This window comes from Streptomyces tateyamensis, assembly GCF_003205575.1.
In the GTDB taxonomy this organism is placed as follows: domain Bacteria; phylum Actinomycetota; class Actinomycetes; order Streptomycetales; family Streptomycetaceae; genus Kitasatospora; species Kitasatospora tateyamensis.
In genome coordinates, this window is record NZ_PYBW01000074.1 from 87599 (window position 1) to 114309 (window position 26711).

23 protein-coding genes and 3 tRNA genes are annotated in these 26711 nt (G+C 73.5%); 19 read left to right on the plus strand and 7 right to left on the minus strand.

Annotated elements, in window-relative coordinates; translation table 11 throughout:
* Positions 1-43: 43 nt before the first annotated feature.
* Entirely contained in the window at positions 44-1117 is a 1074-nt protein-coding gene (locus tag C7C46_RS20355) for an SCO2583 family membrane protein (protein ID WP_146259151.1), read from the plus strand.
* Between the two features lie 57 nt (positions 1118-1174).
* Here C7C46_RS20355 and C7C46_RS20360 read toward each other — a convergent pair whose 3' ends face one another.
* On the minus strand, positions 1175-2254 hold the full coding sequence (locus C7C46_RS20360; protein WP_110671309.1) for a M48 family metallopeptidase: 1080 nt from the start codon (positions 2252-2254) through the stop codon (positions 1175-1177).
* A gap of 192 nt (positions 2255-2446) precedes the next feature.
* Between C7C46_RS20360 and C7C46_RS35155 the strand changes: the two genes are divergently transcribed.
* The 9 genes from C7C46_RS35155 to C7C46_RS20395 all read left to right on the plus strand — a co-directional run bounded on the left by C7C46_RS35155 (position 2447) and on the right by C7C46_RS20395 (position 7256).
* Positions 2447-2593, plus strand: coding sequence for a hypothetical protein (locus C7C46_RS35155; protein ID WP_181442434.1), 147 nt, complete (start codon positions 2447-2449; stop codon positions 2591-2593).
* A 141-nt stretch (positions 2594-2734) separates the two neighbouring features.
* On the plus strand, positions 2735-2869 hold the full coding sequence (locus tag C7C46_RS37375; protein WP_281278569.1) for a hypothetical protein: 135 nt from the start codon (positions 2735-2737) through the stop codon (positions 2867-2869).
* A gap of 111 nt (positions 2870-2980) precedes the next feature.
* Entirely contained in the window at positions 2981-3589 is a 609-nt protein-coding gene (gene nadD, locus C7C46_RS20365; RefSeq protein WP_110671310.1) for a nicotinate-nucleotide adenylyltransferase, read from the plus strand.
* A 791-nt stretch (positions 3590-4380) separates the two neighbouring features.
* Entirely contained in the window at positions 4381-5493 is a 1113-nt protein-coding gene (locus tag C7C46_RS20370) for a LytR C-terminal domain-containing protein (protein ID WP_110671311.1), read from the plus strand.
* Positions 5494-5599: 106 nt separating this feature from the next.
* Entirely contained in the window at positions 5600-6043 is a 444-nt protein-coding gene (gene rsfS / locus C7C46_RS20375) for a ribosome silencing factor (protein ID WP_110671312.1), read from the plus strand.
* Positions 6040-6687 (plus strand): histidine phosphatase family protein, encoded by a 648-nt coding sequence (locus tag C7C46_RS20380; protein ID WP_110671313.1) that lies wholly within the window; start codon positions 6040-6042, stop codon positions 6685-6687. The genes rsfS and C7C46_RS20380 overlap by 4 nt, the downstream gene beginning before the upstream one ends.
* Positions 6688-6798: 111 nt before the next feature.
* Positions 6799-6871: transfer RNA gene (locus tag C7C46_RS20385), tRNA-Ala, on the plus strand.
* A gap of 37 nt (positions 6872-6908) precedes the next feature.
* Positions 6909-6981, plus strand: a tRNA-Ala gene (locus C7C46_RS20390).
* A 202-nt stretch (positions 6982-7183) separates the two neighbouring features.
* Positions 7184-7256 (plus strand) — tRNA-Ala (locus tag C7C46_RS20395).
* A gap of 55 nt (positions 7257-7311) precedes the next feature.
* On the opposite strand, the gene C7C46_RS20400 is transcribed toward C7C46_RS20395, so the two are convergent.
* Positions 7312-8592, minus strand: a complete 1281-nt coding sequence (locus tag C7C46_RS20400; RefSeq protein WP_220040657.1) for an OFA family MFS transporter — start codon at positions 8590-8592, stop codon at positions 7312-7314.
* Between the two features lie 189 nt (positions 8593-8781).
* On the opposite strand from C7C46_RS20400, the gene C7C46_RS20405 reads away from it, so the two are divergent.
* The 7 genes from C7C46_RS20405 to C7C46_RS20435 all read left to right on the plus strand — a co-directional run bounded on the left by C7C46_RS20405 (position 8782) and on the right by C7C46_RS20435 (position 20133).
* Positions 8782-10074, plus strand: coding sequence for an NsdA family TPR-like regulatory protein (locus tag C7C46_RS20405; RefSeq protein WP_146259152.1), 1293 nt, complete (start codon positions 8782-8784; stop codon positions 10072-10074).
* 49 nt (positions 10075-10123) lie between these two features.
* A complete protein-coding gene (galE, locus tag C7C46_RS20410) occupies positions 10124-11113 on the plus strand; it encodes a UDP-glucose 4-epimerase GalE (RefSeq protein WP_110671315.1) in 990 nt (329 codons plus the stop codon).
* Between the two features lie 300 nt (positions 11114-11413).
* Complete coding sequence (leuS, locus tag C7C46_RS20415; RefSeq protein ID WP_110671316.1) at positions 11414-14314, plus strand: leucine--tRNA ligase; 2901 nt, start codon at positions 11414-11416, stop codon at positions 14312-14314.
* Between the two features lie 214 nt (positions 14315-14528).
* Positions 14529-15257 (plus strand): hypothetical protein, encoded by a 729-nt coding sequence (locus C7C46_RS20420; protein WP_110671317.1) that lies wholly within the window; start codon positions 14529-14531, stop codon positions 15255-15257.
* A gap of 104 nt (positions 15258-15361) precedes the next feature.
* Positions 15362-16249 (plus strand): DegV family protein, encoded by an 888-nt coding sequence (locus tag C7C46_RS20425; protein ID WP_110671318.1) that lies wholly within the window; start codon positions 15362-15364, stop codon positions 16247-16249.
* Positions 16250-16402: 153 nt separating this feature from the next.
* Positions 16403-17470, plus strand: a complete 1068-nt coding sequence (locus C7C46_RS36665; protein WP_245984578.1) for a ComEA family DNA-binding protein — start codon at positions 16403-16405, stop codon at positions 17468-17470.
* Between the two features lie 263 nt (positions 17471-17733).
* Positions 17734-20133, plus strand: coding sequence for a ComEC/Rec2 family competence protein (locus C7C46_RS20435; protein ID WP_245984580.1), 2400 nt, complete (start codon positions 17734-17736; stop codon positions 20131-20133).
* A gap of 14 nt (positions 20134-20147) precedes the next feature.
* Here the strand turns inward: C7C46_RS20435 and C7C46_RS20440 are convergent, their stop codons facing one another.
* The 4 genes from C7C46_RS20440 to C7C46_RS20455 form a co-directional block, all read right to left on the minus strand.
* Positions 20148-20729: a hypothetical protein gene (locus C7C46_RS20440; RefSeq protein ID WP_110671320.1), complete on the minus strand. Its 582-nt coding sequence runs from the start codon at positions 20727-20729 to the stop codon at positions 20148-20150.
* Positions 20730-20963: 234 nt separating this feature from the next.
* The gene (locus tag C7C46_RS20445; protein ID WP_110671321.1) at positions 20964-22187 is read right to left on the minus strand and encodes a M20 metallopeptidase family protein; all 1224 of its coding nucleotides are present in this window, start codon (positions 22185-22187) and stop codon (positions 20964-20966) included.
* Positions 22188-22347: 160 nt separating this feature from the next.
* Positions 22348-22704: a hypothetical protein gene (locus C7C46_RS20450; protein ID WP_220040658.1), complete on the minus strand. Its 357-nt coding sequence runs from the start codon at positions 22702-22704 to the stop codon at positions 22348-22350.
* Positions 22705-22787: 83 nt separating this feature from the next.
* Positions 22788-23054 (minus strand): hypothetical protein, encoded by a 267-nt coding sequence (locus C7C46_RS20455; RefSeq protein ID WP_110671322.1) that lies wholly within the window; start codon positions 23052-23054, stop codon positions 22788-22790.
* A 40-nt stretch (positions 23055-23094) separates the two neighbouring features.
* Between C7C46_RS20455 and holA the strand changes: the two genes are divergently transcribed.
* Positions 23095-24090: a DNA polymerase III subunit delta gene (gene holA / locus C7C46_RS20460; RefSeq protein ID WP_110671323.1), complete on the plus strand. Its 996-nt coding sequence runs from the start codon at positions 23095-23097 to the stop codon at positions 24088-24090.
* Positions 24091-24290: 200 nt separating this feature from the next.
* Here the strand turns inward: holA and rpsT are convergent, their stop codons facing one another.
* Entirely contained in the window at positions 24291-24554 is a 264-nt protein-coding gene (rpsT, locus tag C7C46_RS20465) for a 30S ribosomal protein S20 (protein WP_110671324.1), read from the minus strand.
* A 261-nt stretch (positions 24555-24815) separates the two neighbouring features.
* Here rpsT and lepA point away from each other — a divergent pair, with 261 nt between their 5' ends.
* Entirely contained in the window at positions 24816-26687 is a 1872-nt protein-coding gene (lepA, locus tag C7C46_RS20470) for a translation elongation factor 4 (RefSeq protein ID WP_110671325.1), read from the plus strand.
* The last annotated feature ends 24 nt before the right edge of the window (positions 26688-26711 follow it).

Sequence of the window (26711 nt, forward strand, 5' to 3'; positions counted from 1 at the left end):
CCGAGCCTCGTACCGGGCGGCGTCCCGGTTCTACCCTTGATGTATGGGTGACCCGGGTGAGCCTCCGGAGGGTGTGCCCGAGGGCGGTTCCGGAAGCGATGACGAGTACCGATCCGTCGTCTTCGACGAGTCGTTCGTCCGCGCTGCCCGGATCACCGAACTGTCCGCGGACGAGCGCCTCGGCGGCCACGTGCCGCGGGCGATCCGGCACAAGTTCGGCCTCGGCGCGCTGGCCTCCCTGCCCCGCCAGGCGGTCACCCTGCTGCTCCTGGTGGTGCTGGCCTTCGGCGCCGCGGTCTACTTCGGCGTCACGGCCCCGCAGCACGAGGCCGCGCGCGGCGGCGGCACCCAGCTGACCGCCCAGCTGACCGCGCTGACCGCTCCGCAGGCGCCGCCCGCGGCCGATCCGAACAACCCGTTCGGCACCCTGCCGGCCACCGCCGGTTACGCCGACGGCAGCGCGGGCCTGGGCCTGCCCGTGCCCACCACCGGGACCACCCACTTCAGCCAGACCCAGGTCGCGGCCGCGCTGGACACCGTGCGGCGCTACCTGGAGGCCTCCGAGCTGACCGCCTCGGTGCTGGTCCAGGGCGAGACGGCGCAGGTGCGCCAGCTGCTCGCGCCGGCCGAGCAGAGCCAGTTCGACGCGGCCACGGCCGCCCCGGCCGACGACCAGCACCACGCGGTGACCGGCTGGATGGTCCGGTTCGACCCGATGAAGGTCGCGCTGGCCAGCAACACCGTGAAGGTGGCCGGCTCGGTCAGCTTCACCGAGCTGGACCCGGGCACCCTGGAGATCACCGGCGACCACACCCTGGTGTACGCGCTGCGCCCGGCGGGCGCGCCCGGCGCGGGTCCGGTCAGCCTCTACACGGTCCGCCGCGAGGTCCGGTTCGACGTGGACCACAATGACGTCGCCTACGCCCAGCTGCGCCTGGTCGACTCGGTGGAGCAGGCCGGCCCCAGCCCGTGCGGCGCCGCCCAGGCCGAGTACCTGCAGCCGCAGGCCTTCGGGGCCGCCGGGGCCCCCGCCGCCAGCCCCGGGGCGGTCAATCCGGCCGACCACGCGCACCCGGCCTGGCAGTCCTGCGCGGTGCTGGCGAGCCCCAAGGGCTGAGCGCCGGCGCCACTGCCCCGGGTGCGGCCCGGCGAGCGGGCCGCACCCGGGCGGGTGTCACTTCTGCTCGGCGTCCTCGGGGGTGCCGCCGGTGCCGCCGCCGGCCGGGCCGCGGGCGCCGGTGAAGGTGTCGCGCAGCTTGCCGCCGACCGTGCCGGCACCGTCCGCGATGTCCTTGAGCAGGTTGAACAGCGGGTCCTTGCTCTCCTTGATGGACTTGCCGTAGGAGTCGGCCGCGGCCTTCCACTGGTCGGAGACCTTGGCCTCGCCGTCGTCGGTCCGCAGCGGGTAGGCGCCGGCCAGGATCGAGCGGTACTCCTCGCTCTCCGACCACTGCTTGAGTTTGGCCACCCGGACCACCGCGAACGGGTGGGTCTGCGGCAGCACCTGGAGCAGCTTGAGGGCGCTGTCGCGCAGGTCGCCGGCCTTCTCGTACTCCGCGGCCTGCTCCAGGAAGGCGTCCACGTTCATCTCGCCCAGGTTGTGGCCGCCGGCCAGCTTCATCAGCCCGCGCATCGAGGCCTGGGGGTCCTGGCCGGCCAGCAGGCCGGCCCGGTCGCAGGAGAGTTCGGCCTTGCGGAACCACTCCTTGAGCGCGGTGACCAGGGCCATGATGGCCAGGTTGCCGAGCGGCAGCCAGCCCAGCCGGGTGGCCAGGCCGCTCAGGATCAGCATCATCGTGCGGTACACCGCGTGGCCGGACATCGCGTGGCCGACCTCGTGGCCGACCACCGCGCGCAGCTCCTCCTCGTCCAGCAGCTCCACCAGGCCGGTGGTCAGCACGATCACCGGGGTGTCCATCCCGATGCACATCGCGTTGACGGTCGGGTCCTGGGTCACGAAGAGGTCCGGGACCTTCTCCAGGTCCAGCACGTAGGCCGCGTCCCGGACCATGTTGTAGATCTCGGGGTACTGGCGCTCCGAGGTCTTCACCGCGGTGGCCAGGAACATCAGCCGCACGCTGCGCTCGGAGACCAGGCCGGCCAGCTTCTTTATCACGTCGTCGAAGCCGGTCAGCCTGCGCAGGGCGACCAGCGCCGAGCGGTCGGCCGGGTGCTCCCAGGCCCGGGTGGAGATCCCGGGGAAACGCTTGCGGCGGCGGCTCGGGGTGCCGGCGGCCTGAGTCGGATCGGTCATGTGCGTAGTCCTCCTGCTCGCAGCAGGTCCCGGCCCGGTGCCGGCCCCCGCCCCTGAAACTCGTCAACGTCCGCGTGCGCGCACTCGTCCCCGCAGCAGCGTACGACGCCGCGGGGGCGGTGCCATCGGGCGGTGCACCGCGGGCCTAAGCTGATTGCCCGAACTGCGCCACCCCTTCCGAGGAGCCCTCCGATGCCGCACAGCGCCCTGGTGACCCTGGCCGAGCCGATCTCTCCCGGCACGGGTCCGGGCCTGTTCCTGCGCCTGGTGGTGGCCGCGTCGATCGTGGGCGTACTGCTGCTGGTCTGGATCCTGGCCCGGGCCGGCCGCAGCAACTGAGCCTGCGCCGGCCTCACCCGTAGTCAGACGCGGGGAGCCGCCGCGCGGTTGCGCGGGCGGGCCCCGTACGATGAGCGCGCGGGTCGCCCCGGTCGCCGGGTCCCGTGTCCTGGCCCCCACCGAGTCGAGAAGGCCCACCACATGACCAACGCCCTGACCGTCCTGGCCGAGGGAAGCAACCACCAGAGCCTCAGCCCGGCGCTGACCGGTGGCAGCGCGCTGTTCATCCTGCTGCTGCTGCTCTTCATCACGACCCGCTTCAACCGGGACCGCTGAGCCCCTGCCGCCCGCCCCGGGCGGGGCGTCCGCCGGGTGCGGGCGCTCCCCCCAGGGCAGTCGGGACTGCGGGAGCGGTGGTCCGCCGAGGGTCGGCTAGGGTGTGGCGCCATGGGAGAGAGCACGAAGGGCCGAAAGCGCCTCGGTGTGATGGGCGGCACCTTCGACCCGATCCACCACGGCCACCTGGTCGCGGCCAGTGAGGTCGCCAGCGCCTTCCAGCTGGACGAGGTGATCTTCGTCCCGACCGGCCAGCCGTGGCAGAAGACCGGCCGCGAGGTCTCCTCGGCCGAGGACCGCTACCTGATGACGGTGATCGCCACCGCCGAGAACCCGCAGTTCTCGGTCAGCCGGATCGACATCGACCGCCAGGGTCTGACCTACACCGTGGACACCCTGCGCGAGCTGCGGGCCCAGCACCCCGACGCGGACCTGTTCTTCATCACCGGCGCCGACGCGCTGGCCCAGATCCTCTCCTGGCGCGACGTCGAGGAGCTTTTCTCGCTCGCCCACTTCATCGGCTGCACCCGGCCGGGGCACACTCTGACGGATGCCGGGCTGCCGGTCGGCGGGGTCTCGCTGGTCGAGGTGCCGGCGCTGGCCATCTCCTCCACCGACTGCCGGCTGCGGGTCGCCAAGGGCGCCCCGGTCTGGTACCTGGTGCCGGACGGGGTGGTGCGCTACATCGACAAGCGGGCGCTCTACCGCGACGCCGGCTGAGCTGGTCAGACACGGCAAGACCGAGAGGGACGACGGCGTGACCGGAACGGCAGACCGCAACGGGCCCGAGGACGGCGACTGGTCCACCGGGCACTACCCGCACGCCCAACCGCAGCAACAGCAGCAGCAGCCGTACGGCTACGAGCAGCAGGGCTACTACGAGCAGGCCCCGCAGCAGGGGTACGGGTACGAGCAGCAGCCCGGCTACTACGAGCAGGGCTACCAGCAGGCGGAGTACCAGCAGTCCGAGTACCCGCAGGGCTACCAGCAGCCACAGCAGGAGTCGGTCTACCAGCCGCAGGGCTACCAGCAGCCGGAGTACCAGGAGTACCAGCAGCCCGAGTACCCGCAGGCGTACCAGGGCGGCTACGAGCAGCAGGGCTACCAGCAGCCCGAGTACCCGCAGGGTTACCAGGGCGGCTACCCGGACCAGGGCTACCAGCAGGCCGCCCCGCCGGCCGCGCCCCCCCGCGCCCGCCCCTGCCGCGGCAGCCGCCGCCGGGCCCGCCCCGGCGCCCGCCCCGCCCCGGCCGCGCTCGGCCCCGGGTACCGGGCCGGCCGCCGCGCCGGAGCCTGCCGAGGAGCCCTCGGAGCAGGTCGGGGGCCGCCGCAACCTCGCCAAGCAGGCCGCCCGCGGCGACCAGGACTCCTACCAGACGGGCGAGTTCACCTTCGTCGACGAACCGGCGGAGGAGACCGAGGACGTCATCGACTGGCTGAAGTTCGCCGAGTCGCGCACCGAGCTCCGCGCCGAACGCCGCCGCCGGCTGCGCAACCGGCTGGTCGGCGCCGTGGTGGCGCTGGCCCTGGTGGCCGGCGGCACGGCCGGCTACCTCTGGTACACCGGGGCGATCGGCGGCCAGACCGCCGCCAAGGCCACCGGCGGCCGCAACGTGGTCGTGGTGCACCTGCACGACCTGCAGGGCAAGGTCAGCTCGGTGCTGCTGGTCAACGACGCGGGCGGCAACAAGGCCTCGGTGCTGCTGCTGCCGGACAACCTGCAGCTGCCCTCCACCGGCGACTCGGCCACCACCGCGATGAGCGACGCGCTGACCAACCTGGGCTCCGCGCCGACCCGGGACGCGCTGGCCACCCTGCTGGGCGCCCCGGTGAGCGGCACCTGGCGGCTGGACACCCCGTACCTGCAGCTGCTGGTCGCCCAGTTGGGCGGTCTCACGATGGACACCAACGCCCAGCTGACCGGTCCGGACGGCAAGGTGCTGGTGGACAAGGGCAGCCGGCGGATGCTCACCGGCCAGGCCGCGGTGGCCTACGCCACCTACCAGGCACCGGGCGAGAGCCGCGACGCCCAGCTGGCCCGGTTCGGCGCGGTGCTGGCCGCGGTGGTCAAGGCGATGCCCACCGCGCTGTCCGACGCCACCGACGACGTGCACAAGATGGGCGCGGTGCTCGACCCCTCGCTGCCGGAGCAGGCGCTGGCCGGGCTGCTGGCCCAGCTCGCCGGCCGGGCCGGTGCGGGCCGCCTGACCACCAGCGAGCTGCCGGTGCGGACCGACGGCACGGTGGACGAGGCCAAGGCCGCGCCGCTGGTCAAGGACGTGCTGGGCAGCACCGTGCACACCGCGGCCGCGACCGCCGGCCCGGCCCGGGTGAGCATCCAGGACGCCACCGGCACCGCGGGCGGCACCGACAGCCCGGCGGTCGCCGCCCAGGCCCAGGTGGTCAACGCGGGCCTGACCTTCGTGCCCGGCGGCGGCAAGGTCGCCGCCCAGCCGAGCAGCGAGATCCACTACAGCGACGACACCCGGGCGGACGCGGCCCGATCGCTGGCCACCACGCTGGGCCTGCCGGCGACCGCCGTGAAGAAGGTCACCGACGCCCAGACCACCGACCTGGTGCTGGTGGTCGGCAAGGACTACCAGGCACCCAAGCCGCAGCAGTAGCGCACCCGGACCCCCGGCCGCGGCGATTCCGCAAGGCCGGGGGGTCCGGCTCCGGTGGCGTGAGATCCTGGACAGGAACCCTAGGCAACCGAGTCGGAAGAACACCGTGACCGCAACCGAACACTCGCAGGAACTCATCAACGTCGCCGCCCAGGCGGCCGCCGACAAGCTCGCGCACAACGTGATCGCCTTCGACGTCAGCGACGTGCTGTCGATCACCGACGCCTTCGTGATCGCCTCGGCCGCCAACGACCGCCAGGTCAAGGCGATCGCCGAGGAGATCGAGGACCAGCTGCGCGAGCAGCTGGACGTCAAGCCGGTGCGCCGCGAGGGCGAGCGCGACGGCCGCTGGATCCTGCTGGACTACCTGGACATCGTGGTGCACGTCCAGCACGCCGAGGAGCGGTCCTTCTACTCGCTGGACCGGCTCTGGAAGGACTGCCCCGAGCTGCCGCTGCCCGCGGACGCGCTGGCCACCCGCAACCGCCCCGAGGACGCGGCCACCGACGAGGCGGGCAACGCGGTCGGCTTCATCCAGGACTTCAGCTGACCAGCCGCGCGGGGGGACCGCGGATCGTCTTCTGGCGGCACGGCCAGACCTCCTGGAACCTGGAGTCCCGGTTCCAGGGCAGCACCGACATCCCGCTGACCGAGACCGGTCTGGCCCAGGCCCAGCGGGCGGCCCGGCTGCTCGCGGGGCTGCGGCCCGACCTGCTGATCTCCTCCGACCTGAGCCGGGCGTCGGCCACCGCGGCCGAGCTGGCCCGGTTGACCGACCTGGAGGTGCAGCAGTACGAGGGCCTGCGGGAGACGTACGCGGGCAGCTGGCAGGGCCTGACCCACGCCGAGATCAAGGCCCGCTACCCGCAGGAGTACGCCGCCTTCGGCCGCGGCGAGCCGGTGCGCCGCGGCGGCGGCGAGCTGAGTACCGAGGTGGCCGACCGCTCGGTGCCGCTGGTGCTGGCGGCCGCGGAGAAGCTGCCGGAGGCGGGCACCCTGGTCGTGGTCAGCCACGGTGGGACGATCCGCACCATGCTGGGCCGGCTGCTCGACCTGGCGCCGGAGCAGTGGGAGAGCCTGGGCGGGCTGTCCAACTGCTGCTGGTCGGTGCTGGGCCAGGGGGCCCGCGGCTGGCGGCTGCTGGAGCACAACGCGGGCAGCCTGCCCGAGCCGGTGATCGGCGACGACACCTGAGCGAGCCGCAGCTCGCGGGCGGGATTTCGTCATTCCGGGCCTGACCAGCTAGAGTCTTCCTCGTTCGCAGGAGAGAACGCGGCCCACCGGGCGGCGAGGCTCCTCGAGTGCGGGGCTGTAGCTCAGTTGGTAGAGCGCTTGCATGGCATGCAAGAGGTCCGGGGTTCAATTCCCCGTAGCTCCACTCCGCACCAGCGGTCCACCAGGGCCGTGCGTGTCGCGGGGCTGTAGCTCAGTTGGTAGAGCGCTTGCATGGCATGCAAGAGGTCCGGGGTTCAATTCCCCGTAGCTCCACAACAGTTGAAGGGCCGTTTCCCATCGGGAAGCGGCCCTTCGGCGTTCCGTGCCGCAGGCCCCCCGGGCCCGGGCCCGCGGCGGGGCCGGGGGCCCGGGCCCGGAAACGGATTCGTGAAGCACCCGGCAGACCGTGTAAAGTAAGACATGTCGCCGCGGGAAACCGGGGGCGGCAAAAATATGCACGGCAAAAATTTCACATGGGGCTGTAGCTCAGTTGGTAGAGCGCTTGCATGGCATGCAAGAGGTCCGGGGTTCAATTCCCCGTAGCTCCACGCGTACGAAGGGCCGCCTCCCGTCAGGGAGGCGGCCCTTCGGCTGTGCCGGGCGTCAGCGCGCGGTGCGCGGCGCCCCCGGGGCCCGGGCCAGCGTGGGCAGCGCGGCGGCCAGCACGGTGACCGCGCCGAGGGCCAGGAAGGCGGCGCCGTAGGAGGAGTGGGCGGCGAGCGCGGAGACCGCCAGCGGGCCGGCCAGTCCCGCCAGGCTCCAGCCGATCAGCATCAGCCCGTAGACCGCCCCCGCGTGCGCCAGCCCGAAGAACTCCGAGGCGGCGGCCGGCATGGTGGCGAAGCCGCCGCCGAAGCAGAGGCAGACCAGCGCGGCCAGCGGCAGGAAGAGCACCGGCGAGGAGACCTGGGAGAGCGCCACCAGGCAGAGTCCCTGGGTGGCCAGCATCATCACGAAGGCGGTCATCAGCCCGGTCCGTCCGGACAGCCAGCCCCACAGCGGGCGCCCGACGGTGTTGAACACCCCCAGCACCCCGGTCAGCACCGCCGCCAGGGTCGGGCTCAGGCCGGTCAGTGCGCCGGCCGCCGGAGCCACCACCGAGAGCATGCTGATCCCGGCCGCGGTGTTGCAGAACAGCACCAGGGTCAGCAGGTACCACTGCCGGGTGCGCAGCGCCTGGGCCGGCCGGTAGCCGGTGGCCGCCTGCTGCGCGGGCAGCGAGACCGGGCGCGGCGGGTTGGCGAAGAAGGCGGCCCCGGTCAGCGTGGTGACCAGGAAGACCGCGCCCAGCACCAGCAGCACCCGGGCCGGGTTGGCGGCGAAGTGCGCCACCAGCACCCGGTACAGCGGCGCGCAGAGCACCGAGCCGAGCCCGAACCCGCCGGTGGCCACCCCGGCGGCCAGCGCCCGGTGCCCGGGGAACCAGCGCTGCAGCATGGTGGTCGGCACGATGTAGCCCAGGCCCAGGCCGACGCCGCTGATCCCGCCGTAGCCGAGCAGCACCAGCCAGAAGTCCTGGCGCCCGTGTGCGCAGCCGGCCACCAGCATGCCGCCCGCGTAGAGCAGGCCGGCCACCACGGCGATGCCGCGCGGCGGCCGCCGGCCCATCAGCAGGCCGCCCAGCACGGTGCCGAGGAAGACCAGGGCGTGCGCGGCGGCGAACGGCAGCCCGGCCTCGTCCCGGCCGAGCGCGAACCCGTTGCCGGGCGCCTGGAAGCCGGCGGACAGGATGCTCCACGAGTAGACCGAGCCATAGGCCAGCTGGTTGAGCACCACGGCGCCGGCCAGCAGCGCGCGGCGGCGGCCGATCCGCTGCCGTCGGGAGACGGCCGGCGGTCGGGCCGGGGCGCGGCTCGGGCGGGGGAGCAGGGCAGTTGGACGCACGGGGGTCACCGCTTCCGGGAGGTGGGCTTGCCGGATGTCCTACGCTCAGTGACCGCTTTGGGTTACGTGTGAAGTCGGTTACCCCGCCGGACCTGGTGAAATTGCTGGCCCGTTCAGCCGCTCCGGCTACGCTGGGTGATATCCGAGGCGTGCTGCCCAAGACCGGCTACCGCCCGCTACCGTCGGGCCATGGCCGATCTCGCGCGCATCCGCAACGAAGAGCTCGCCCGGATACTCCATCAGCTCGCCTGGAGCCCCGAGCGGTTGGCCCGCGAGGTCAACCTGGTGCTGCCGCCCGGCCTGGCGATCAGTCAGACCGCCCCGTACAAGTGGCGCGACCGCGGCATGGTGCCGCGGGCCCCGCACGACCAGGCGGTCTGCGAGGTGCTCAGCCGGGCGGTCGGGATCGCCGTCACCTACGAGCAGCTCTGGGGCCGGATGGGCAGCCAGCGCGGCGCCAAGGTGCTCTCGGCCCGGCTGCTCACCGACCCGTGGACCGCCGACACCGCCCAGATCGCGCTGCGCGAGGCCGGCCTGCAGGTGGCCCCGGTCCGGCTGACCGACCTGTTCCGCGGCGACGAGCTGGCCCGCTCGGCGCTGCAGTGGTCGGCGCCGCCGCCCCCGGTCACCGGCGGTACCGGGGCGCTGGCCGTCACCGAGGAGCAGGTGGCCGACCTGCGGCGCAGCTGCCAGGGCAAGCGGCGGCTGGCCGGCAGCTGCGGCGGCGGCCTGGTGCTGGAGCCGGCCCGGGCGGAGCTGGCGATGGTCGGCAAGCTGCTGGAGCTCGGCGACTACGCCGCCCGGCCGGAGCTGGGCCGCCGGCTGTACGCGGTGGCCGGCCGGCTGGCCCGGCTGGTGGGCTGGGCCGGCGCGGACCTCGGGCAGGAGGCCGCTGCCCAGCGGGCGTACGTGGCGGCGCTGCGGGCCGCGCACGTGGCGGGGGAGCCGGCCCTGGCGGTCAGCGTGGTGGGGAGCCTGGCGGTGCAGCTCGCGTACCACGGGTCCGGGCGCGGGCTGGACCCGGCCGAGCTGCTGGCCACCGCGCTGGCGGCGGCCGAGGCGAACCTGACGCCAAGTCAGCTTGCCCGGCAGCTCGGCCGGTTGGCCCTGGCCCACGCGCGCAACGGGGACCGGGCGGCCGCCGAGCGGGCCGCCGCCCAGGCCTTCGCCGTGCTACCGGCGGACGGGGACCGGGCGGGGCTGGCCGGCCTGGTCGGCGGCGCCCGGCTGTTCCTGGACGAGCCCGAGCAGGCCCGCCCGCTGCTGGCCGAGGCGGTGGCCGGGGTGGCCACCGCGCGGGCCAGGGCGCTGCTGCTGGTCCGGCTGGCCGAGTCGCACCGCCGAGCCGGGGACCGCGAGCAGGCCGACGAGGCGGTGCGGCGGGCCCGGGCGCTGGCGGCCGGGATGCAGTCCGGGCTGGTCGCCCGGGTGCTGCGGGAGCTGGAGGGGGCGCGGCCGGCCGGGTCGGGGCGGGCTCGGTAGCGGCTAGGCTGCCGCCGGTACCGGATCGAGGAAAGGCTCCTACCACGCCATGAAGGTTCTGATCTCCGGCGGCGCCGGCTACATCGGCAGCACCGTCGCCTCTGCCTGCCTGGCGGCCGGGCACACCCCCGTGATCCTGGACAGCCTGGTCACCGGACGCCGCGAGTTCACCGAGGGCCGGGTCTTCTACCAGGGCGACATCGCCGACGGGGAGCTGCTGGACCGGATCTTCGCCGAGCACCCCGAGATCGAGGCCGCGGTGCACTGCGCCGCGCTGATCGTGGTGCCCGCCTCGGTGGCCGACCCGATCGGCTACTACCGGGCGAACGTGGCCAAGAGCCTGGACTTCGTCAGCCACCTGGTCCGCAACGGCTGCGAGAAGATGATCTTCTCCTCCTCGGCCTCGATCTACCGCGAGGGCGCGGACTTCAGCGTGGACGAGCAGGCGGTGATCGCCCCGCAGAGCCCGTACGCGCGGACCAAGGCGGTCTGCGAGCAGATGTTCGCCGACATCGCCGCCACCCAGCCGGTCCGGGTGCTGTCGCTGCGCTACTTCAACCCGATCGGCGCCGACCCCGAGCTGCGCACCGGCCTGCAGGTGCGCCGGCCCACCCATGCGCTGGGCAAGCTGATCGAGGCTCAGGAGGAGGGCGTGCCGTTCACCATCACCGGGGTGGACTGGCCGACCCGGGACGGCTCCGGGATCCGCGACTACGTGCACGTCTGGGACCTGGCCCGGGCGCACGTGGCCGCGCTGGAGCGGTTCGACGCGGCGCTGGAGGGCGGGCGCTCGGCGGCGATCAACCTGGGCAGCGGCACCGGCACCACGGTGCGCGAGCTGGTCGAGGCGTTCAACAGCGTGGTGGAGCAGCCGGTCGCGGTCCGCGAGGCCGAGCTGCGTCCGGGTGACGTGGCGGGCGCCTACACCCGCAGCGACAAGGCCAAGCGGCTGCTCGAGTGGGAGGCGGAGCACGACATCGCCGACGGGATCCGCGACTCGCTGCGCTGGGCGGCGGTGCGCGACCAGCGGCTGGCCTGACCGGGTCGGGCGGGCCGCACTCCCGGCCCGCCCCGACGGCGTCGAACCCCCGGCCCGCCCCGGGGTTGCTGCCTGCCGCCTGCGGTACCCTGTTGGCCATGCGAATCGTGCGCCTGCTCCTTAGCCGGCCGCGCTGACCAGGACCGGCCGAGCCGAGCGGGCTGCAGCCGGAGTCAGCGTGGCGTCCCCTCCTGCGAGGGGCTTTTTTGTTTCCCGGGTCCTTCCACCCGGGCCGCAGGCCCCTTTCCCGGCCGCTCAGCTGACGATTCGCAACCTGACACGATGGAGCTTCGAAGGACCATGAGCGAGACGACCCCTGCCTCCGGCGCCGCCGAGGCCACCACCGAGCCGTTCCGGTACACCGCCGCCCTGGCCGCCGACATCGAGTCCCGCTGGCAGGACACCTGGGAGAAGGAGGGCACCTTCAACGCCCCCAACCCGGCTGGTCCGCTGGCGCCGGAGACCGCTGCCGGCGCCGTCGCGCAGCGGCCGCACAGCTTCATCATGGACATGTTCCCGTACCCCTCCGGGGCCGGCCTGCACGTCGGCCACCCGCTGGGGTACATCGCCACCGACGTGTTCGCCCGCTACCAGCGGATGACCGGGCACAACGTGCTGCACACCCTGGGCTACGACGCCTTCGGCCTGCCCGCCGAGCAGCACGCGGTGGCCACCGGCGTGCACCCGCGGGTCTCCACCGAGGCCGCGATCACCAACATGCGCGGCCAGCTGCGCCGGCTGGGCCTGGGCCACGACTCCCGCCGGTCGATCGCCACCATCGACCCGGAGTACTACCGCTGGACCCAGTGGATCTTCCTGCAGATCTTCAACTCCTGGTACGACCCGGCCGCGAAGGCCGCCCGCCCGATCGCCGAGCTGGTCGAGGCCTTCGCCTCCGGTGAGCGGGCCACGCCGGACGGGCGGGCCTGGTCCGAGCTGTCCGCCGTCGAGCGGGACGAGGTGCTGGGCGAGTACCGGCTGGCGTACGCCAAGGAGGTGCCGGTCAACTGGTGCCCGGGCCTGGGCACCGTGCTGGCCAACGAGGAGGTCACCGCGGACGGCCGGTCCGAGCGCGGCAACTTCCCGGTCTTCAAGTCCAAGCTGCGCCAGTGGATGATGCGGATCACCGCGTACGGCGACCGGCTGATCGACGACCTGGACCAGCTGGACTGGCCCGAGGCGATCAAGCAGCAGCAGCGCAACTGGATCGGCCGCTCCGAGGGCGCCCGGGTGGACTTCCCGGTCGGCGCCGACCGGGCGATCACCGTCTTCACCACCCGCCCCGACACCCTGTTCGGCGCCACCTACATGGTGCTGGCCCCCGAGCACGAGCTGGTCGACGCGATCGTCCCGGCCGCCTGGCCGAGCCAGACGCACGGCGACTGGAAGGGCGGCGCGCACACCCCGGCCGAGGCGGTCGCCGCCTACCGGGCCGCCGCGGCCGCCAAGTCGGACGTCGAGCGGCAGATGGACGCCAAGGTCAAGACCGGTGTCTTCACCGGCGCCTACGCGACCAACCCGGTCACCGGAAAGCCGGTCCCGGTCTTCATCGCCGACTACGTGCTGATGGGCTACGGCACCGGCGCGATCATGGCGGTGCCCGCGCACGACCAGCGCGACTTCGCCTTCGCCCGGGCCTTCTCGCTGCCGATGGTGTGCGTGGTGGAGCCGACCGACGGGCGGTCCACCGACCCGCAGGAGTGGGACGACGCCTTCGACACCTACGACTCGGTGCTGGTCAACTCGGCATCGGCGGAGGAGGGCGGCCAGGGCATCTCGCTGGACGGCCTGAGCGTGGCGGAGGCCAAGCGGGCGGTCACCGCCTGGCTGACCGAGCAGGGCATCGGCGAGGGCACCGTCAACTACCGCCTGCGCGACTGGCTGTTCAGCCGCCAGCGGTACTGGGGCGAGCCGTTCCCGATCGTCTACGACGAGGACGGCGCGATGCACGCGCTGCCCGAGTCGATGCTGCCGGTCGAGGTCCCCGAGGTGGAGGACTACTCGCCGCACACCTACGACCCGGAGGACGCCGCCAGCACCCCGAAGACCCCGCTGTCGCGCAACGAGGACTGGGTCAACGTCGAGCTGGACCTGGGCGACGGGGTCAGGACGTACCGGCGCGAGACCAACACCATGCCCAACTGGGCCGGCTCCTGCTGGTACGAGCTGCGCTACGTGGACCCGGTCAACTCCGCCCGCCTGGTCGACCCGGCTAACGAGGCCTACTGGATGGGCCCGACCGAGCAGAAGCCGCACGGCGGCGTCGACCTGTACGTGGGCGGTGCCGAGCACGCGGTGCTGCACCTGCTGTACGCGCGGTTCTGGCACAAGGTGCTGCACGACCTGGGCCACGTCTCCTCGGTCGAGCCGTTCCACAAGCTGTTCAACCAGGGCATGATCACCGCCGACGTCTACCGCGACGCGCGCCGCTTCCCGGTGCCGGCCGCCGAGGTGGAGGAGGTGGACGGCGGCTACGTGTGGCAGGGGGAGCCGGTCACCCGCGAGGCGGGCAAGATGGGCAAGTCGCTGAAGAACGCGATCGCGCCGGACGAGATCTGCGCCGAGTACGGCGCCGACACGCTGCGGCTGTACGAGATGTCGATGGGCCCGCTGGACGTCTCCCGGCCGTGGGACCCGCGCGCGGTGGTCGGCTCGTACCGCTTCCTGCAGCGGCTGTGGCGCAACATCGTCTCCGAGGAGACCGGCGAGCTGGTGGTCACCGAGGAGCCGGCCGACGAGGCGACCCTGCGGGCGCTGCACAAGGCGGTCGACGGGATCCGCGGCGACCTGGCCGGGATGCGCTTCAACACCGCGGTGGCCAAGGCGATCGAGCTGAACAACCACCTGGTCAAGCGCGGCTCCACGCCGCGCGAGGTGGCGGAGGCGATGGTGCTGCTGGTCGCGCCGCTGGCCCCGCACATCGCCGAGGAGCTGTGGCGCCGGCTGGGCCACGGCGAGTCGCTGGCGTTCGCCGACTTCCCGGTGGCCGACCCGGCGCTGGTGGTGGACGACACGGTGACCTGCGTGGTCCAGGTGAAGGGCAAGGTGAAGGCCCGGCTGGAGGTGCCGCCGAGCATCTCGGACGCCGACCTGGAGGCCCTGGCACTGGCCGACGCGGCGGTCGTCGCGGCGATCGGCGGGGCGCAGGTGCGCAAGGTGATCGCGCGGGCGCCGAAGCTGGTGAACATCGTCACCGGCTGACGGCGGCTCAGGTGGCTGACCGGCCGGGCGGAGCCGCGGGCGGCTGGTCCGGTAGGTGCTGGATCCGGTAGCGGCCGCTCCAGGGCCGTCTCAGGGGAAACCCTGAGGCGGCCCTGATCCGTCCCGGCTGTTGCCCTTGAACGGGGGTCGGTCCACCCGGACCGGGGATACGGTGGGAACGGAGACGGGGCAGGCCAGGCGGAAGGCGGCACTCATGTTCGACGCACTCAACGTGGTGGGGGTGCTGCTCGCGCTGTTCTGCGTGGCGACGGTCACGCTGGTCCTGGTCGGCGCGGTGAAGGTGACCCGGGCCGTGGTGCGCAAGGTCGAGCGGACCGAGGCGCAGGCCCGCCGCGCGGTGGAGAACGCCGCGCTGAAGGCGAAGACCTTCACCAAGCCCGGGGCACAGGGTGAGCTGGCCGCGATCCGGCTGCACCTGCGCACCGCGCTGACCGGTACCCGCGAGGTGCTGGAGAACGGGCTGGCGAGCGACCGGCAGCTCACCGAGGCGCTCACGCTGCTGGCCCGGTTGGACACGCACGGCGCGGAACTGGACGGTGAGCTGCGGATGCTGGAGCGCGAGCCGGACCAGGCCCGGGTGACCGCCAAGCTCGGCGAGCTGCGCGAGCGGGCGGACCGGATCACGCACTCGGCGGAGTCGCTGCGCTGGGCGGCGCAGGACCGGATGCAGCGGTTCGCGGCGGACGAGCTGGGGCGGCTGAGCGAGGAGTGCGAGAACGAGGCGGGGGCGCTGCGGCACTGGGACGCTCCGGCTGCCGGGGCGGCTGGCACGGCCGGTGCCGGTGCCGGTGCTGGTCGGGGCGGTGCGCGGCCCGGGCTCGGGTCCGGGGCTGGGCGGGTGGGCGCGGAGGACTTGCTGGGCCTCGGAGAGCGGTTCACCCAGCGGCTGCGCAAGCCCAGCCCGGGGTCCTCGGCGGGCTGACCCGGTCCGTGCCGGCGGGCGCCGGCGGTGGGGGTGGTCGGGCGCGGTCGGTGCGAGCGGAGGCGGATGTGCCCGGTGACCTCGGGAGGAGTAACCTCCGGCTCATGCCCGCCGAGCTCGCCATCGTCACCGATTCCACCGCCTACCTGCCCCAGGACGAGATCGACCGGCACCGGATCTCGGTGGTCCCGCTGAGCGTGGTGCTGGGCGACGCGGTGCTCACCGAGGGGGTGGAGATCGCCCCGAAGGACGTCGCCGAGGCGTTGCGGGCCAAGCAGCAGCTGACCACCTCGCGGCCCAACCCGGAGACCTTCGCGGCTGCCTACCGCGCGGCCGCCGAGGCCGGCGCGACCGGGGTGGTCTCGGTGCACCTGTCCGGCGAGCTTTCCGGGACCAGCGACGCTGCGCGGTTGGCCGCGGCCGAAGCACCGGTCCCGGTCCGGGTGGTGGACAGCCGGCTGGTCGGGATGGCCCTCGGGTACCCGGTGCTGGCCGCCGCCGAGGCCCGCGACGCCGGGCTCGACCTGGACGGCGTGGCCGAGGCCGCGTCGCGGCGGGCCGAACTGACCCGGGGTTACTTCTACGTCGACACCCTGGAGCACCTGCGCCGGGGCGGGCGGATCGGGGCCGCGCGGGCGTTGATCGGGTCGGCCCTGGCGGTCAAGCCGCTGCTGCACCTGGACGGCGGGCGGATCGAGCCGCTGGAGAAGGTGCGCACCGCGTCCCGGGCCATTGCCCGGCTGGAGGAGCTCGCGGTCGAGCAGGCCCTGGCGGGGGAGGGACCGGTGGACATCACGGTGCACCACCTGGCCGCCGAGGACCGGGCGGCGGCGCTGGCCGAGCGGCTGCGCGAACGGGTCCCGGGCCTGCGCTCGCTGTACGTGGGGGAGGTGGGCGCCGTGATCGGGGCCCATGTGGGGCCGGGGATGCTGGCGGTGGTGGTGTCGGTGGAGTCGGCACGGTCGACCGGTTCGGCAGGGGCGCTGGAGTAGGCGGGGCCGGCGGGGGAGTAGGGGCTCGGGTGCCGCCTCGCGCCGCTTCGCTCATCGGATGAACACCGTGGGAGATATCCACAGGGGCGGGGTTGTCCACAGGTCTTGAGCTCGTGGTGGTGCGGGTGACCGGGGCTGCCTACCTTCGTGGGCATGAACGGTCTGCACACCCTCCTCCCGCCCACCGCCCGGCGGCGCGCCTCCACCGAGATGCTCCGTTCGCGCGTCTCCCACCTCTTCCCGGCGCCGGCCCTGGTCGACGGTGCGTCAGCTCCGGGTCAGCTGCTCAACTCCCCGGCCGGCCCGCTCCCCACCGGGTGGCCCTACGGATACGGGCCCAGGCTCACCGGCTCCTCCCCGTCGCCGCCCGCGCCCACGTCCCCGTCCCCGTCCCCGGATCCTGGCCCCGCTCCCGCTCCCGCTCCCGCTTTCGTCCCGGCACAGGCCGCCGCTGACCCGGACTCCGAGCCCCAGCCCGAGCCCCAGCCGGGCCCGCTCCCCGCGCCTCGGCGTCGTCTCCGGGCCCGGCTCCCCACCGCGCTGCACCCCCTGCTCTGGGCCGATCGCAAGGCCGTCCTCGGCCTCGCCGTGCTACTCCTGCTCGCTGTCGCCTACGCCGTCCAGCACTTCTGGCTGGGCCGTCCACAGCCCGTCACCGTTCCCTCGGCCGCCGCCGGGCGCCCGAGTCCGCGGGCGGCCCCCGTCGGCACCGCCCGCGAGTCCGAGCCCGCCGACCCGATCGAGGTCGGGTCCGGCCCGGACGCCCCTCTCGATTCCGCGGCCGCTCCGGCACCGGGCCCGAGGCTGGCGCCCGTGGTCATCGACGTGGCCGGCCGGGTGGTCCACCCCGGGATCCTCACCCTCCCGGGCGGCTCCCGCATCGCCGACGCGCTGCGGGCCGCCGGCGGCCCGCAGCCCGGCGTCGACACCGACGGGCTCAACCTCGCCCAGGTGCTGACCGATGGTGAGCAGGTCCTGGTGGGCCTCCCCGGCCCGCCCGCCCCGGCCACCGGCCCCACCGCGCCCAGGGGGCCACTGAGCCTCAACCGCGCCACCCAGGAGCAACTCGACGCGCTGCCCGGTATCGGCCCGGTGCTCGCCAAGCACATCCTCGACTACCGCTCCCAGCACGGTTCGTTCCGCTCACTGGACCAGCTGGGCCAGATCTCCGGCATCGGCAGCAGAAAGCTCGCCGAGCTCAAACCGCTCCTCACCCTCTGACCAGCGCCGCTCCGCCCGCTCCCGGGACCGGCCCGACCCGCTCACTGCCGTCCACCGCCACCCACCACCGCACTCCAGGCCCGCACATGCCGCCGAAGCCCCCGCCCACCGCTGCGGACCCGACCGCCTCTGCTCCTGCCCCAGGCTCCGCTCCTGCCCCGGCTCCCGCCCCGGCGCCCGCTTCCGATCTGCGACTCCTGCTCCCCACCATCGCCGCCTGGTGCGCTGCGGCCCTGCTGCTCGACCTGACGCCCCGACACCTCTTGCTCGTCCTGCTGCTGGCCGGCCTCGCGGTCCTCACCGCCACCGCCCTGCTCCTGTGCCGCCGTCAACACCTCGGCCGCGGCCGCATCCTGGCCGCCGCCATCCTCCTCACCATCAGCGCGGCCGCCACCTGTACCGCCCTGCACACCGCCGACCGCTACCGGGGCCCGCTCCCCGCTCTGGCGCGCGCCGCCGCGGAGGCCGACGGCGCCGCCGCTCCCATCGAGGTCGAACTCACCGTCACCCGCGACCCGCGCACCCACACCTCGCGCTCCCGTGGCTCGGGCCCGCCCCACCCCGTGCTCAGCGTCGACGCGACCGCCGAACGGATCGTCACCCCCGTCGAGCCGCCCACCCGCACCCGAACCCCCGTCACCGTGATCGTCCAGGGCGGCGACACCGCCGCCTGGCAGCGCCTGCTCCCCACCACCCGGGTCAGCGCCCAGGTCCGCGTGCTCCCGGCCACCGCCGAGGGCGCGGAGACCGGCGCCGTCCTGCTCGCCCAGGGCGCTCCGCGCCAACTCGCGCCGCCCAGCTGGTTCCAACGCCTGGCCGGCCGCCTGCGCGCGGGCCTGCGCGAGGCCTGCGCCGAGCTCTCGCCCGACGCCCGGGCGCTCTTGCCCGGACTGGTGGTGGGCGACACCTCTGCCATCCCCGAGGATTTGATGGCGGCCTTCCACAGCACCGACCTGGTCCACCTGGTCGCCGTCAGCGGCGCCAACCTGTCCATCGTGCTGGCCGTGCTGCTCGGCGCGCCCGCGCGCGCCGGCACTGCCGAACGCGGCGGTCTGGCAGCCCTGTTGGGTGTCCCGCTGCGCCTGGCCGCACTGCTCGGCGCCCTCCTCACGCTGGCCTTCGTCACCCTCTGCCGCCCCGATCCGAGCGTGGTCCGGGCGGCCGCCACCGGGATGCTCAGCCTGCTCGCCCTCGCCCTGGGCCGTCCCCGGCAGGCGCTCAGCGCACTTGCCGCCGGCGTGCTCGCCCTGCTGCTCTTCGACCCGCGCCTGGCCCGGTCCTACGGCTTCCTGCTCTCCGTGCTGGCCACGGCCGGCCTGCTCACCCTGGGCCGCCGCTGGTCCGAGGCCCTGCGCGAGCGCGGCTGGCCGCACCACCTGGCCGAGGCGGTCGCAAGCGCTGCCGCCGCTCAGGCCCTCTGCACCCCGGCCACCGTGCTGCTCGCCCCGCGGGTCAGCCTGGTCGGCATCCCGTGCAACCTGCTCGCCGAACTCGCCGTCGCCCCCGCCACCCTGCTCGGCTTCGCCACCCTCGCGGTCGCCCCGCTCTCGCCCGGCGCGGCCCGCTTCCTGGCCGGCCTGGCCGCCTTCCCCACCGAGTGGCTGGTCCGCGTCGCCCGCAGCGGAGCCGAACTGCCCGGCGCCGAACTCGCCTGGACCCCGGGCTGGCCCGGCACCGTCCTGCTGGCCCTCGCCATCACGGCAGCCTGCTTCGCGCTACCCGCCCTGCTCCCCAAGCCCGGCCCGGCCACCCCCGCCGGCCCCGGCAGCCGGGCCCGACGAGTCCGCCTGCTGCTCGCCGCCCCGCTCGCCCTCGCCCTGCTCCTGCTGCTCCTGCGCCCACCCGCTCTGGTCCGGGTCGCCACCGGCTGGCCCCCGGCCGACGCCCGACTCGTCCTGTGCTCGGTCGGTCAGGGCGATCTGACGGTGCTTCCGGTCCCGGGGAGTCCGGACTCCGCCGTCGTAGTGGACGCCGGTCCGGACCCGGCGGCCGCGGACACCTGTCTGCGCGACCTCGGCATCACCCGGATCCCACTGGTCCTGCTCAGCCACTTCCACGCCGACCATCTGGAGGGGCTGCCCGGGGTGCTCCGCCGGCGCAGCGTGGGCGCGATCGAGACCACCACCCTGAGCGCACCACCGGGCGAGGCGGCCAAGGCCACCGCCTGGGCCAGGGCGGCCAACGTTCCGCTGCTGCAACCGACTCCGGGCGAGCACCGCAGTGCCGCCCCCGACCTGTCCTGGGACGTCCTGTGGCCGAGCGGGCCCCTCGGCCCGGACACCCCGGGCCCGAACAACGCGAGCCTGGCCCTGCTGGTCCAGGCCGGGCCGCTGCGCATCGCCCTCCTCGGCGACCTCGAACCGGCCGCCCAATCCGCCCTGCTGGCCCGGGCCCACCCGCCCCGGGTCGACGTCCTCAAAGTGGCCCACCACGGCTCCGCCAACCAGGACTGGACCCTGGCCCGGGCCCTCCACCCACACCTGGCCCTGATCTCGGTCGGAGCCGACAACTCCTACGGTCACCCCTCCGCGCACACCGTCGCGCACCTCGAATCCCTGGGCGCCACCGTCCTGCGCACCGACCAGGCCGGTGACATCGCCCTCCAGTCGGACAGCCCGGGCGCCCTCCACGTCCTCACCCACCCCCGTCCAGGCGCGGAGTGAAGCCGGGTGGCCGACTACTCGTCCGCCCGGACGTCCCCTTCGACCATGTCCTCGTCCTCGTCCCGCTCGGCCTGGGACAGGGCATTGCTGATCAGTCGGGTGGCGAACTCGTGGTCGTCGCCGGTGATCCGGTTGATGTGGTCGGCGAGCAGGACAGCCGTGGCCTCCAGGGGATTCATCTCGGCGGCCGTCCAACGGCCATACTGCGCGCGCCAGAGATTGGGGCTCAGGCCGGTGCCGGCCGCGACGAGCAGGCCGGCCATGGTGGGGATGACCTCGGGGCGGAAGGTCTTGGGCATCATCCGCATGGTGGCCACCACGCTGGGCACCACCTCCTCGATGGGATCCTTCTCGTGGTCCTCGTAGGCGGCCCGCAGCCAGCACATGAACATGTAGATGAGCGTGCAGGCCCCGTCCACCAGCGCCTCGATGCCCTGCGGGCCCAGGGAGGCGGCGTACTGGTTGAGCAGTTCCTGCTGGCGGGGGTCGGGCACGCCGGTACCGTCGTAGAGGGCCTTGAGCCGGGAGTCGACCACCATGAGCGCGGCACCCACGTCACCGGCGGAAGCGTTTGCGGGGTCACAGGGCGATGACACAGGACTCCTCCTCGAGTGACCGCAGCAGCGGGTAGCGCGGCATGTTCGTAGCGTAGAACGCCACCGGGAGGCGGAGTGATGAATCGTCACGAGTCAGCCGTCCGGGTGACCAGGACTCAACTGCCCTCGGCCACCGCCCCGTCCGCGACCACCGCGCCGCGAGCAGCGCGCACCCCGCCCAGACCGTGACGTACGCGCCCTCGCGCGGCACCCCGGCCCGCGCTGGGCCCCGCGCTACCCCCGGGCGAGCCGCCCCAGCGCCAACCCGGCCAGCAGTGCGGCCCCGTCGGCGAGCACGTTGTCCTCGAACTCCGCCTGCGGCGAGTGGTTGTAGGGCGCGCTGAACGGGTCGCGGCCGTCGGTCGGCACGGCGCCCAGCATCAGGTACGCGGACGGTACCAGCGCCCCCAACACCCCGAAGTCCTCCGAGCCCGCGATCGGCTTGGGCATCTCCATGTACCGCCCGGCCCCGAGCAGGCCCGCCACCACTTCGGCCGCGAAGGCGGTCTCCACCGCGTCGTTGACGGTCACCGGGTAGCCGTCCTCCAGCACGGCCTCCGCGGTCAACCCGTGCGCCGCCGCGATCCCGTGGACCACCCGCAGCGCCTCGGCGTGCACCGTGCGGCGCGACTGGTCGGAGAAGGAGCGGATGGTCGCGGCGAACCGGGCCTCCTCGGGGATCACGTTCGCCGCCGTGCCCGCGCTCAGCGTGCCGACGGTGAGCACCACCGGGTCGAAGGCGTCGATCCGCCGGGTCACCATCGACTGCAGTGCCAGCACCGCCTCGCACACGGCCGGCACCGGGTCCAACGCCGAGTGCGGGCTGGAGCCGTGCCCGCCGCGCCCGCGCAGCGTGACGTGCAGCGTGTCGGAGGCGGCCAGTACCGGCCCGGGCCGGCTCGCCACCAGCCCGTTGGGCAGCAGCGCGGCGGCCACGTGCAGCGCGTAGGCGGCCACCACCCGCTCGCCCGCCGCCTCCAGCACACCCGCGTCCACCATCCGCTGCGCGCCGCCCTGGCCCTCCTCGCCCGGCTGGAACATGAAGACCACGTTCCCGGGCAGCTCCGCCCGCCGCTCCACCAGCAGCCGCACCGCGCCGACCAGCACGGCCATGTGCAGGTCGTGCCCGCAGGCGTGCATCGCGCCCGGCACGGTGGAGGCGTACGAAAGCCGCCCGCTCTCCTGCACCGGTAGCGCGTCCATGTCCGCCCGCAGCAGCACGTTCGGGCCGGGCCGCCCGCCGCGCAGCACCGCCGTGATCGAACTCAGCCCCTCGCCGAGGGTGAGCTCCAGCGGCAGCCCGTCGAGCGCCGCCAGGAGGCGGGCCCGGGTCTCGGGCAGCTCGAGGCCGATCTCCGGCCGCCGGTGCAGGTCCCGCCGCAGCGAGACCAGTTCGGGCTGCAGCAGGGCGGCCGAGGCGGCCAGCTCGGGCAGGTGGAGTGCGGCGAACGCGGACATCGGGCCTCCGAGGGGAAGGGGGCTGAGGGGCTGACGGGCCGGGGCCGAGGCCCCAGGGCTCCCATCATCGGTAGCCGCACCGCCCTTCCGGCCCAGGCGCACGGATTGACCGCGGGCCCGGACCGGGCCGCACGAAACCTCCCGTTCCCCCGGGGCAGCCTCAGCTCTGCCGCAGCGCCGGCATCGGCACCGGCACCGCGAAGGCGGTGGCCCCCGCGCCCACCCCGCCCTGGCAGCTGTTCGGCGGATCCGTGGTGACGCCCCGGGTGGCCGGCTTCTCGGCCGCCCAGAACATGTACCCGAGCATCCCGGGTGTACTGCCCGCCCCGGCCGGCGCGGCCGACTGCACCCAGGAGCCGGTGGAGTTCTGCACCGAGGAGCCGAAGTCGGTGCACTCGGGCCGCACCGAGGACCCCTCCGCGATGTACAGGCTCCCGGTGAACTTGGCGGCTGTCAGCAGGGCGGCCGCGCCGAGCAGGGCGCTGAACGGTCGGACAGTAACGGGGGACGCGCGCATGAACGCCTCCAGAGCGGCAGGTGGGTCCCCGGGCACCGGACAGCGTGCTGGCGTGCCCGCGCCCTGTCAATGGTCCACACCAGTCAGCCTTCCTCGCGCCACCCCTGGTGCGCGTCGGCCAGCTCGTCCAACCGGGCCAGCAGCACGCCCGTCCACCCGTCGGCGGGCTCCTCCAGCACCACCAGCCACTGCGCGTCCTCGGCGTCGTCCTCACCGGCCAGGGCATCCCTGACCAGCTCGAACGGCCCGAGCCAGGGGTGCTCCGCCTGGAGTTCCCCGACCACCTCCTCGGCGCTGTCGCGGTCGGCGAGGACCAGGAGCTGGCGGGCGGCGGGCAGGTCGTTGCTCATCGCACCATTGTGTCGCCCGGCCGTGGGATGCTGGGACGCGATGGCCAGGAAGAGTGCACCCGACGACCTGCTCGCCCCGCTGACCCTCGTGGTCGGCCAGGAGGAGCTGCTGCTGGACCGCGCCGTGGCCCAGGTGGTGGCCGCCGCCAAGGCGGCCGATCCCGACACCGACGTGCGCGACCTGGCCCCCGGCACCCTGCAGCCCGGCGCGCTGGCCGAGCTGACCACCCCTTCGCTCTTCGCCGAGCGCAAGGTGATCGCGGTCCGCGCCGCCCAGGACCTGGGCGCCGACACGGTCAAGGAGCTCAAGGCCTACCTGGACGCCCCGGCCGACGAGGTGATTGTGGTCCTGGTGCACGCCGGCGGCCCCAAGGGCAAGGGCCTGCTGGACGCGGCCCGCAAGGCCGGCGCCCGCGAGGTGGTCTGCCCCAAGCTGACCAAGGCGGGGGAGCGGATCGCCTTCATCCGGGGCGAGTTCAAGACGCTCGGCCGCTCGGCCAGCCCGGAGGCCTGCCAGGCGCTGCTGGACGCGCTCGGCGGCGACCTGCGCGAGCTGGCGGCCGCCGTCGGCCAGCTCTGCTCCGACGTCGAGGGCACCATCGACGAGCGCGTGGTGGCCCGCTACTACAGCGGCCGGGCCGAGGCCACCGGCTTCGAGGTGGCCGACCTCGCGGTCACCGGTCGTGCGGCCGACGCGCTGGAGCGCCTGCGCTGGGCCCTGGCGGTGGGCCAGCCGCCCACCGGCATCACCTACGCGCTGGCCGCGGGCGTGCGCAGCATCGGCCGCCTCGCCACCGCCGACCGCTCGATGCGCCCGGCCGACCTGGCCCGTGAACTCGGCATGCCCCCCTGGAAGATCGACCGGGTCCGCCAGCAGATGCGCACCTGGACCGGGGACGGCGTGGCCACCGCCCTGACCGCCATCGCCCAGGCCGACGCCGCCGTCAAGGGCGGGGCCGACGATGCCGCCTACGCCCTGGAGCGCGCCGTGGTCACCGTGGCCCGCGCCGCCCGCTCCGGCTCCCGCCCGTACTGAGGGCGGGCCGGGCCGGCGGTCAGGGCCGGGGAATGCCGAAGCCCGCCCGGTGGGACCGGGCGGGCTTCGGCGTTCACGCTCTGTGCACCGCACCCGCGTGGCGAACGCAGGCCGCGTGCGGTGCGAAGTGATGCGGTCCGAACGGGGTCCGGGTAGAGGGCCGGAATCACCCGTGGACGGGGGTGGTGCTAGCGCGCAGCTCAGGCGGCGACGTGGACCTGCTTGGTGATCGCCGACTTCTTGTTGGCGGCCTGGTTCTTGTGGATGACACCCTTGCTGACGGCCTTGTCGAGGGCCTTGGAGGCCTCGCGGGCCAGCACGGTGGCCTTCTCGGTGTCACCGGCGGCGGCGGCCTCGCGGGCCTTGCGCAGCGCGGTCTTCAGCGAGGACTTGACGGCCTTGTTGCGCAGGCGCGCCTTCTCGTTGGTCTTGTTGCGCTTGATCTGGGACTTGATGTTCGCCACGAAAGTGCCTCAGTCTGTCTGGAACGTTGCCCCGCTAAGGGCCGAACGGGTTCTGCGACCCGTGCTCCGGGGCAGCTGAGAGGGCATGCCGGAGCGCGGTGCAGCGGCCAACGCTACCAGGGCCCGCCCATGCCCCCCAAACCGGCACCGTGCGCCGGTCGCGTGGGAAGATGGACCAAGCCCTGGTTTCCTCATGCCCCACAGGGCCCCTCGGGCAGGCGACCAGTCGGCCCCGGGACGACCACGGAGAATCGGACCAAGGTGCCCGCGACCCCTACTCATGTGCCAGAGCCCAGCCGTACCGACCCGGCGCTGATCCGCAACTTCTGCATCATCGCCCACATCGACCACGGCAAGTCGACGCTCGCCGACCGGATGCTGCAGATCACCGGTGTGGTCGACCCGCGCCAGATGCGCGCCCAGTACCTCGACCGGATGGACATCGAGCGCGAGCGCGGCATCACCATCAAGTCGCAGGCGGTCCGACTGCCCTGGGCCCCCAGGACCGGTGCGGGCACGGGTACCACCCACATCCTGAACATGATCGACACGCCCGGCCACGTCGACTTCACCTACGAGGTGTCCCGGTCGCTCGCGGCCTGCGAGGGCACCATCCTGGTGGTCGACGCGGCCCAGGGCATCGAGGCGCAGACCCTGGCCAACCTGTACCTGGCCCTGGAGAACGACCTCACGATCATCCCGGTGCTGAACAAGATCGACCTGCCGGCCGCGCAGCCGGAGAAGTACGCGGCCGAGATCGCGCACATCATCGGCTGCGACCCGGAGTCGGTGCTCAAGGTCAGCGCCAAGACCGGTCTGGGCGTCGAGGAGCTGCTCGACCACGTCGTCGAGAACATCCCCGCCCCGGTGGGCGTCAAGGACGCCCCCGCCCGCGCGATGATCTTCGACTCGGTCTACGACACCTATCGCGGCGTGGTCACCTACGTTCGGGTGGTCGACGGCCAGCTGAACAAGCGCGAGCGGATCGCCATGATGTCCACCGGCGCCACCCACGAGCTGCTGGAGATCGGCGTCATCTCGCCGGAGCCGAAGGTCTCCGAGGGCCTGGGCGTCGGTGAGGTGGGCTACATCATCACCGGTGTGAAGGACGTCCGGCAGTCCAAGGTCGGTGACACCATCACCTCGATGGTCAAGGGCGCCACCGTCGCGCTGGGCGGCTACAAGGACCCGCGCCCGATGGTCTTCTCCGGCCTCTACCCGCTGGACGGCTCGGACTACCCGCTGCTGCGCGACGCGCTGGACAAGCTGCGGCTGAACGACGCCGCGCTGGTCTACGAGCCGGAGACCTCGGTCGCACTCGGCTTCGGCTACCGCTGCGGCTTCCTCGGCCTGCTGCACCTGGAGATCATCCGGGAGCGCCTGGAGCGCGAGTTCAAGCTCGACCTGATCTCCACCGCGCCCAACGTGGTCTACCGGGTGGTGATGGAGGACGGCACCGAGCACACCGTCACCAACCCGAGCGAGTTCCCCACCGGCAAGATCGCCGAGGTCCACGAGCCGGTGGTGCGCGGCACCATCCTGGCGCCGAACGAGTTCGTCGGCGCGATCATGGAGCTTTGCCAGGCCCGCCGCGGCAACCTGCAGGGCATGGACTACCTCTCCGAGGACCGGGTGGAGCTGCGCTACACCCTGCCGCTGGCCGAGATCGTCTTCGACTTCTTCGACCAGCTCAAGTCCAAGACCCGCGGCTACGCCTCGCTGGACTACGAGCCCATCGGCGAGCAGAGCGCCCAGCTGGTCAAGGTCGACATCCTGCTGCACGGCGACGCGGTGGACGCCTTCTCCGCCATCGTGCACAAGGACAAGGCCTACAACTACGGCGTCATGATGGCGGGCAAGCTGCAGAAGCTGATCCCCCGTCAGCAGTTCGAGGTGCCGATCCAGGCGGCCATCGGCTCCCGGGTGATCGCCCGTGAGACGGTGCGCGCGATCCGCAAGGACGTGCTCGCCAAGTGCTACGGCGGTGACATCTCCCGCAAGCGCAAGCTCCTCGAGAAGCAGAAGGAGGGCAAGAAGCGGATGAAGATGGTCGGCCGGGTCGAGGTCCCGCAGGAGGCCTTCATCGCCGCCCTGTCCACCGACGACGAGGCTCCCAAGGACGCCAAGAAGTAGGTCGGCACGGCGAAGGGCCGCCAC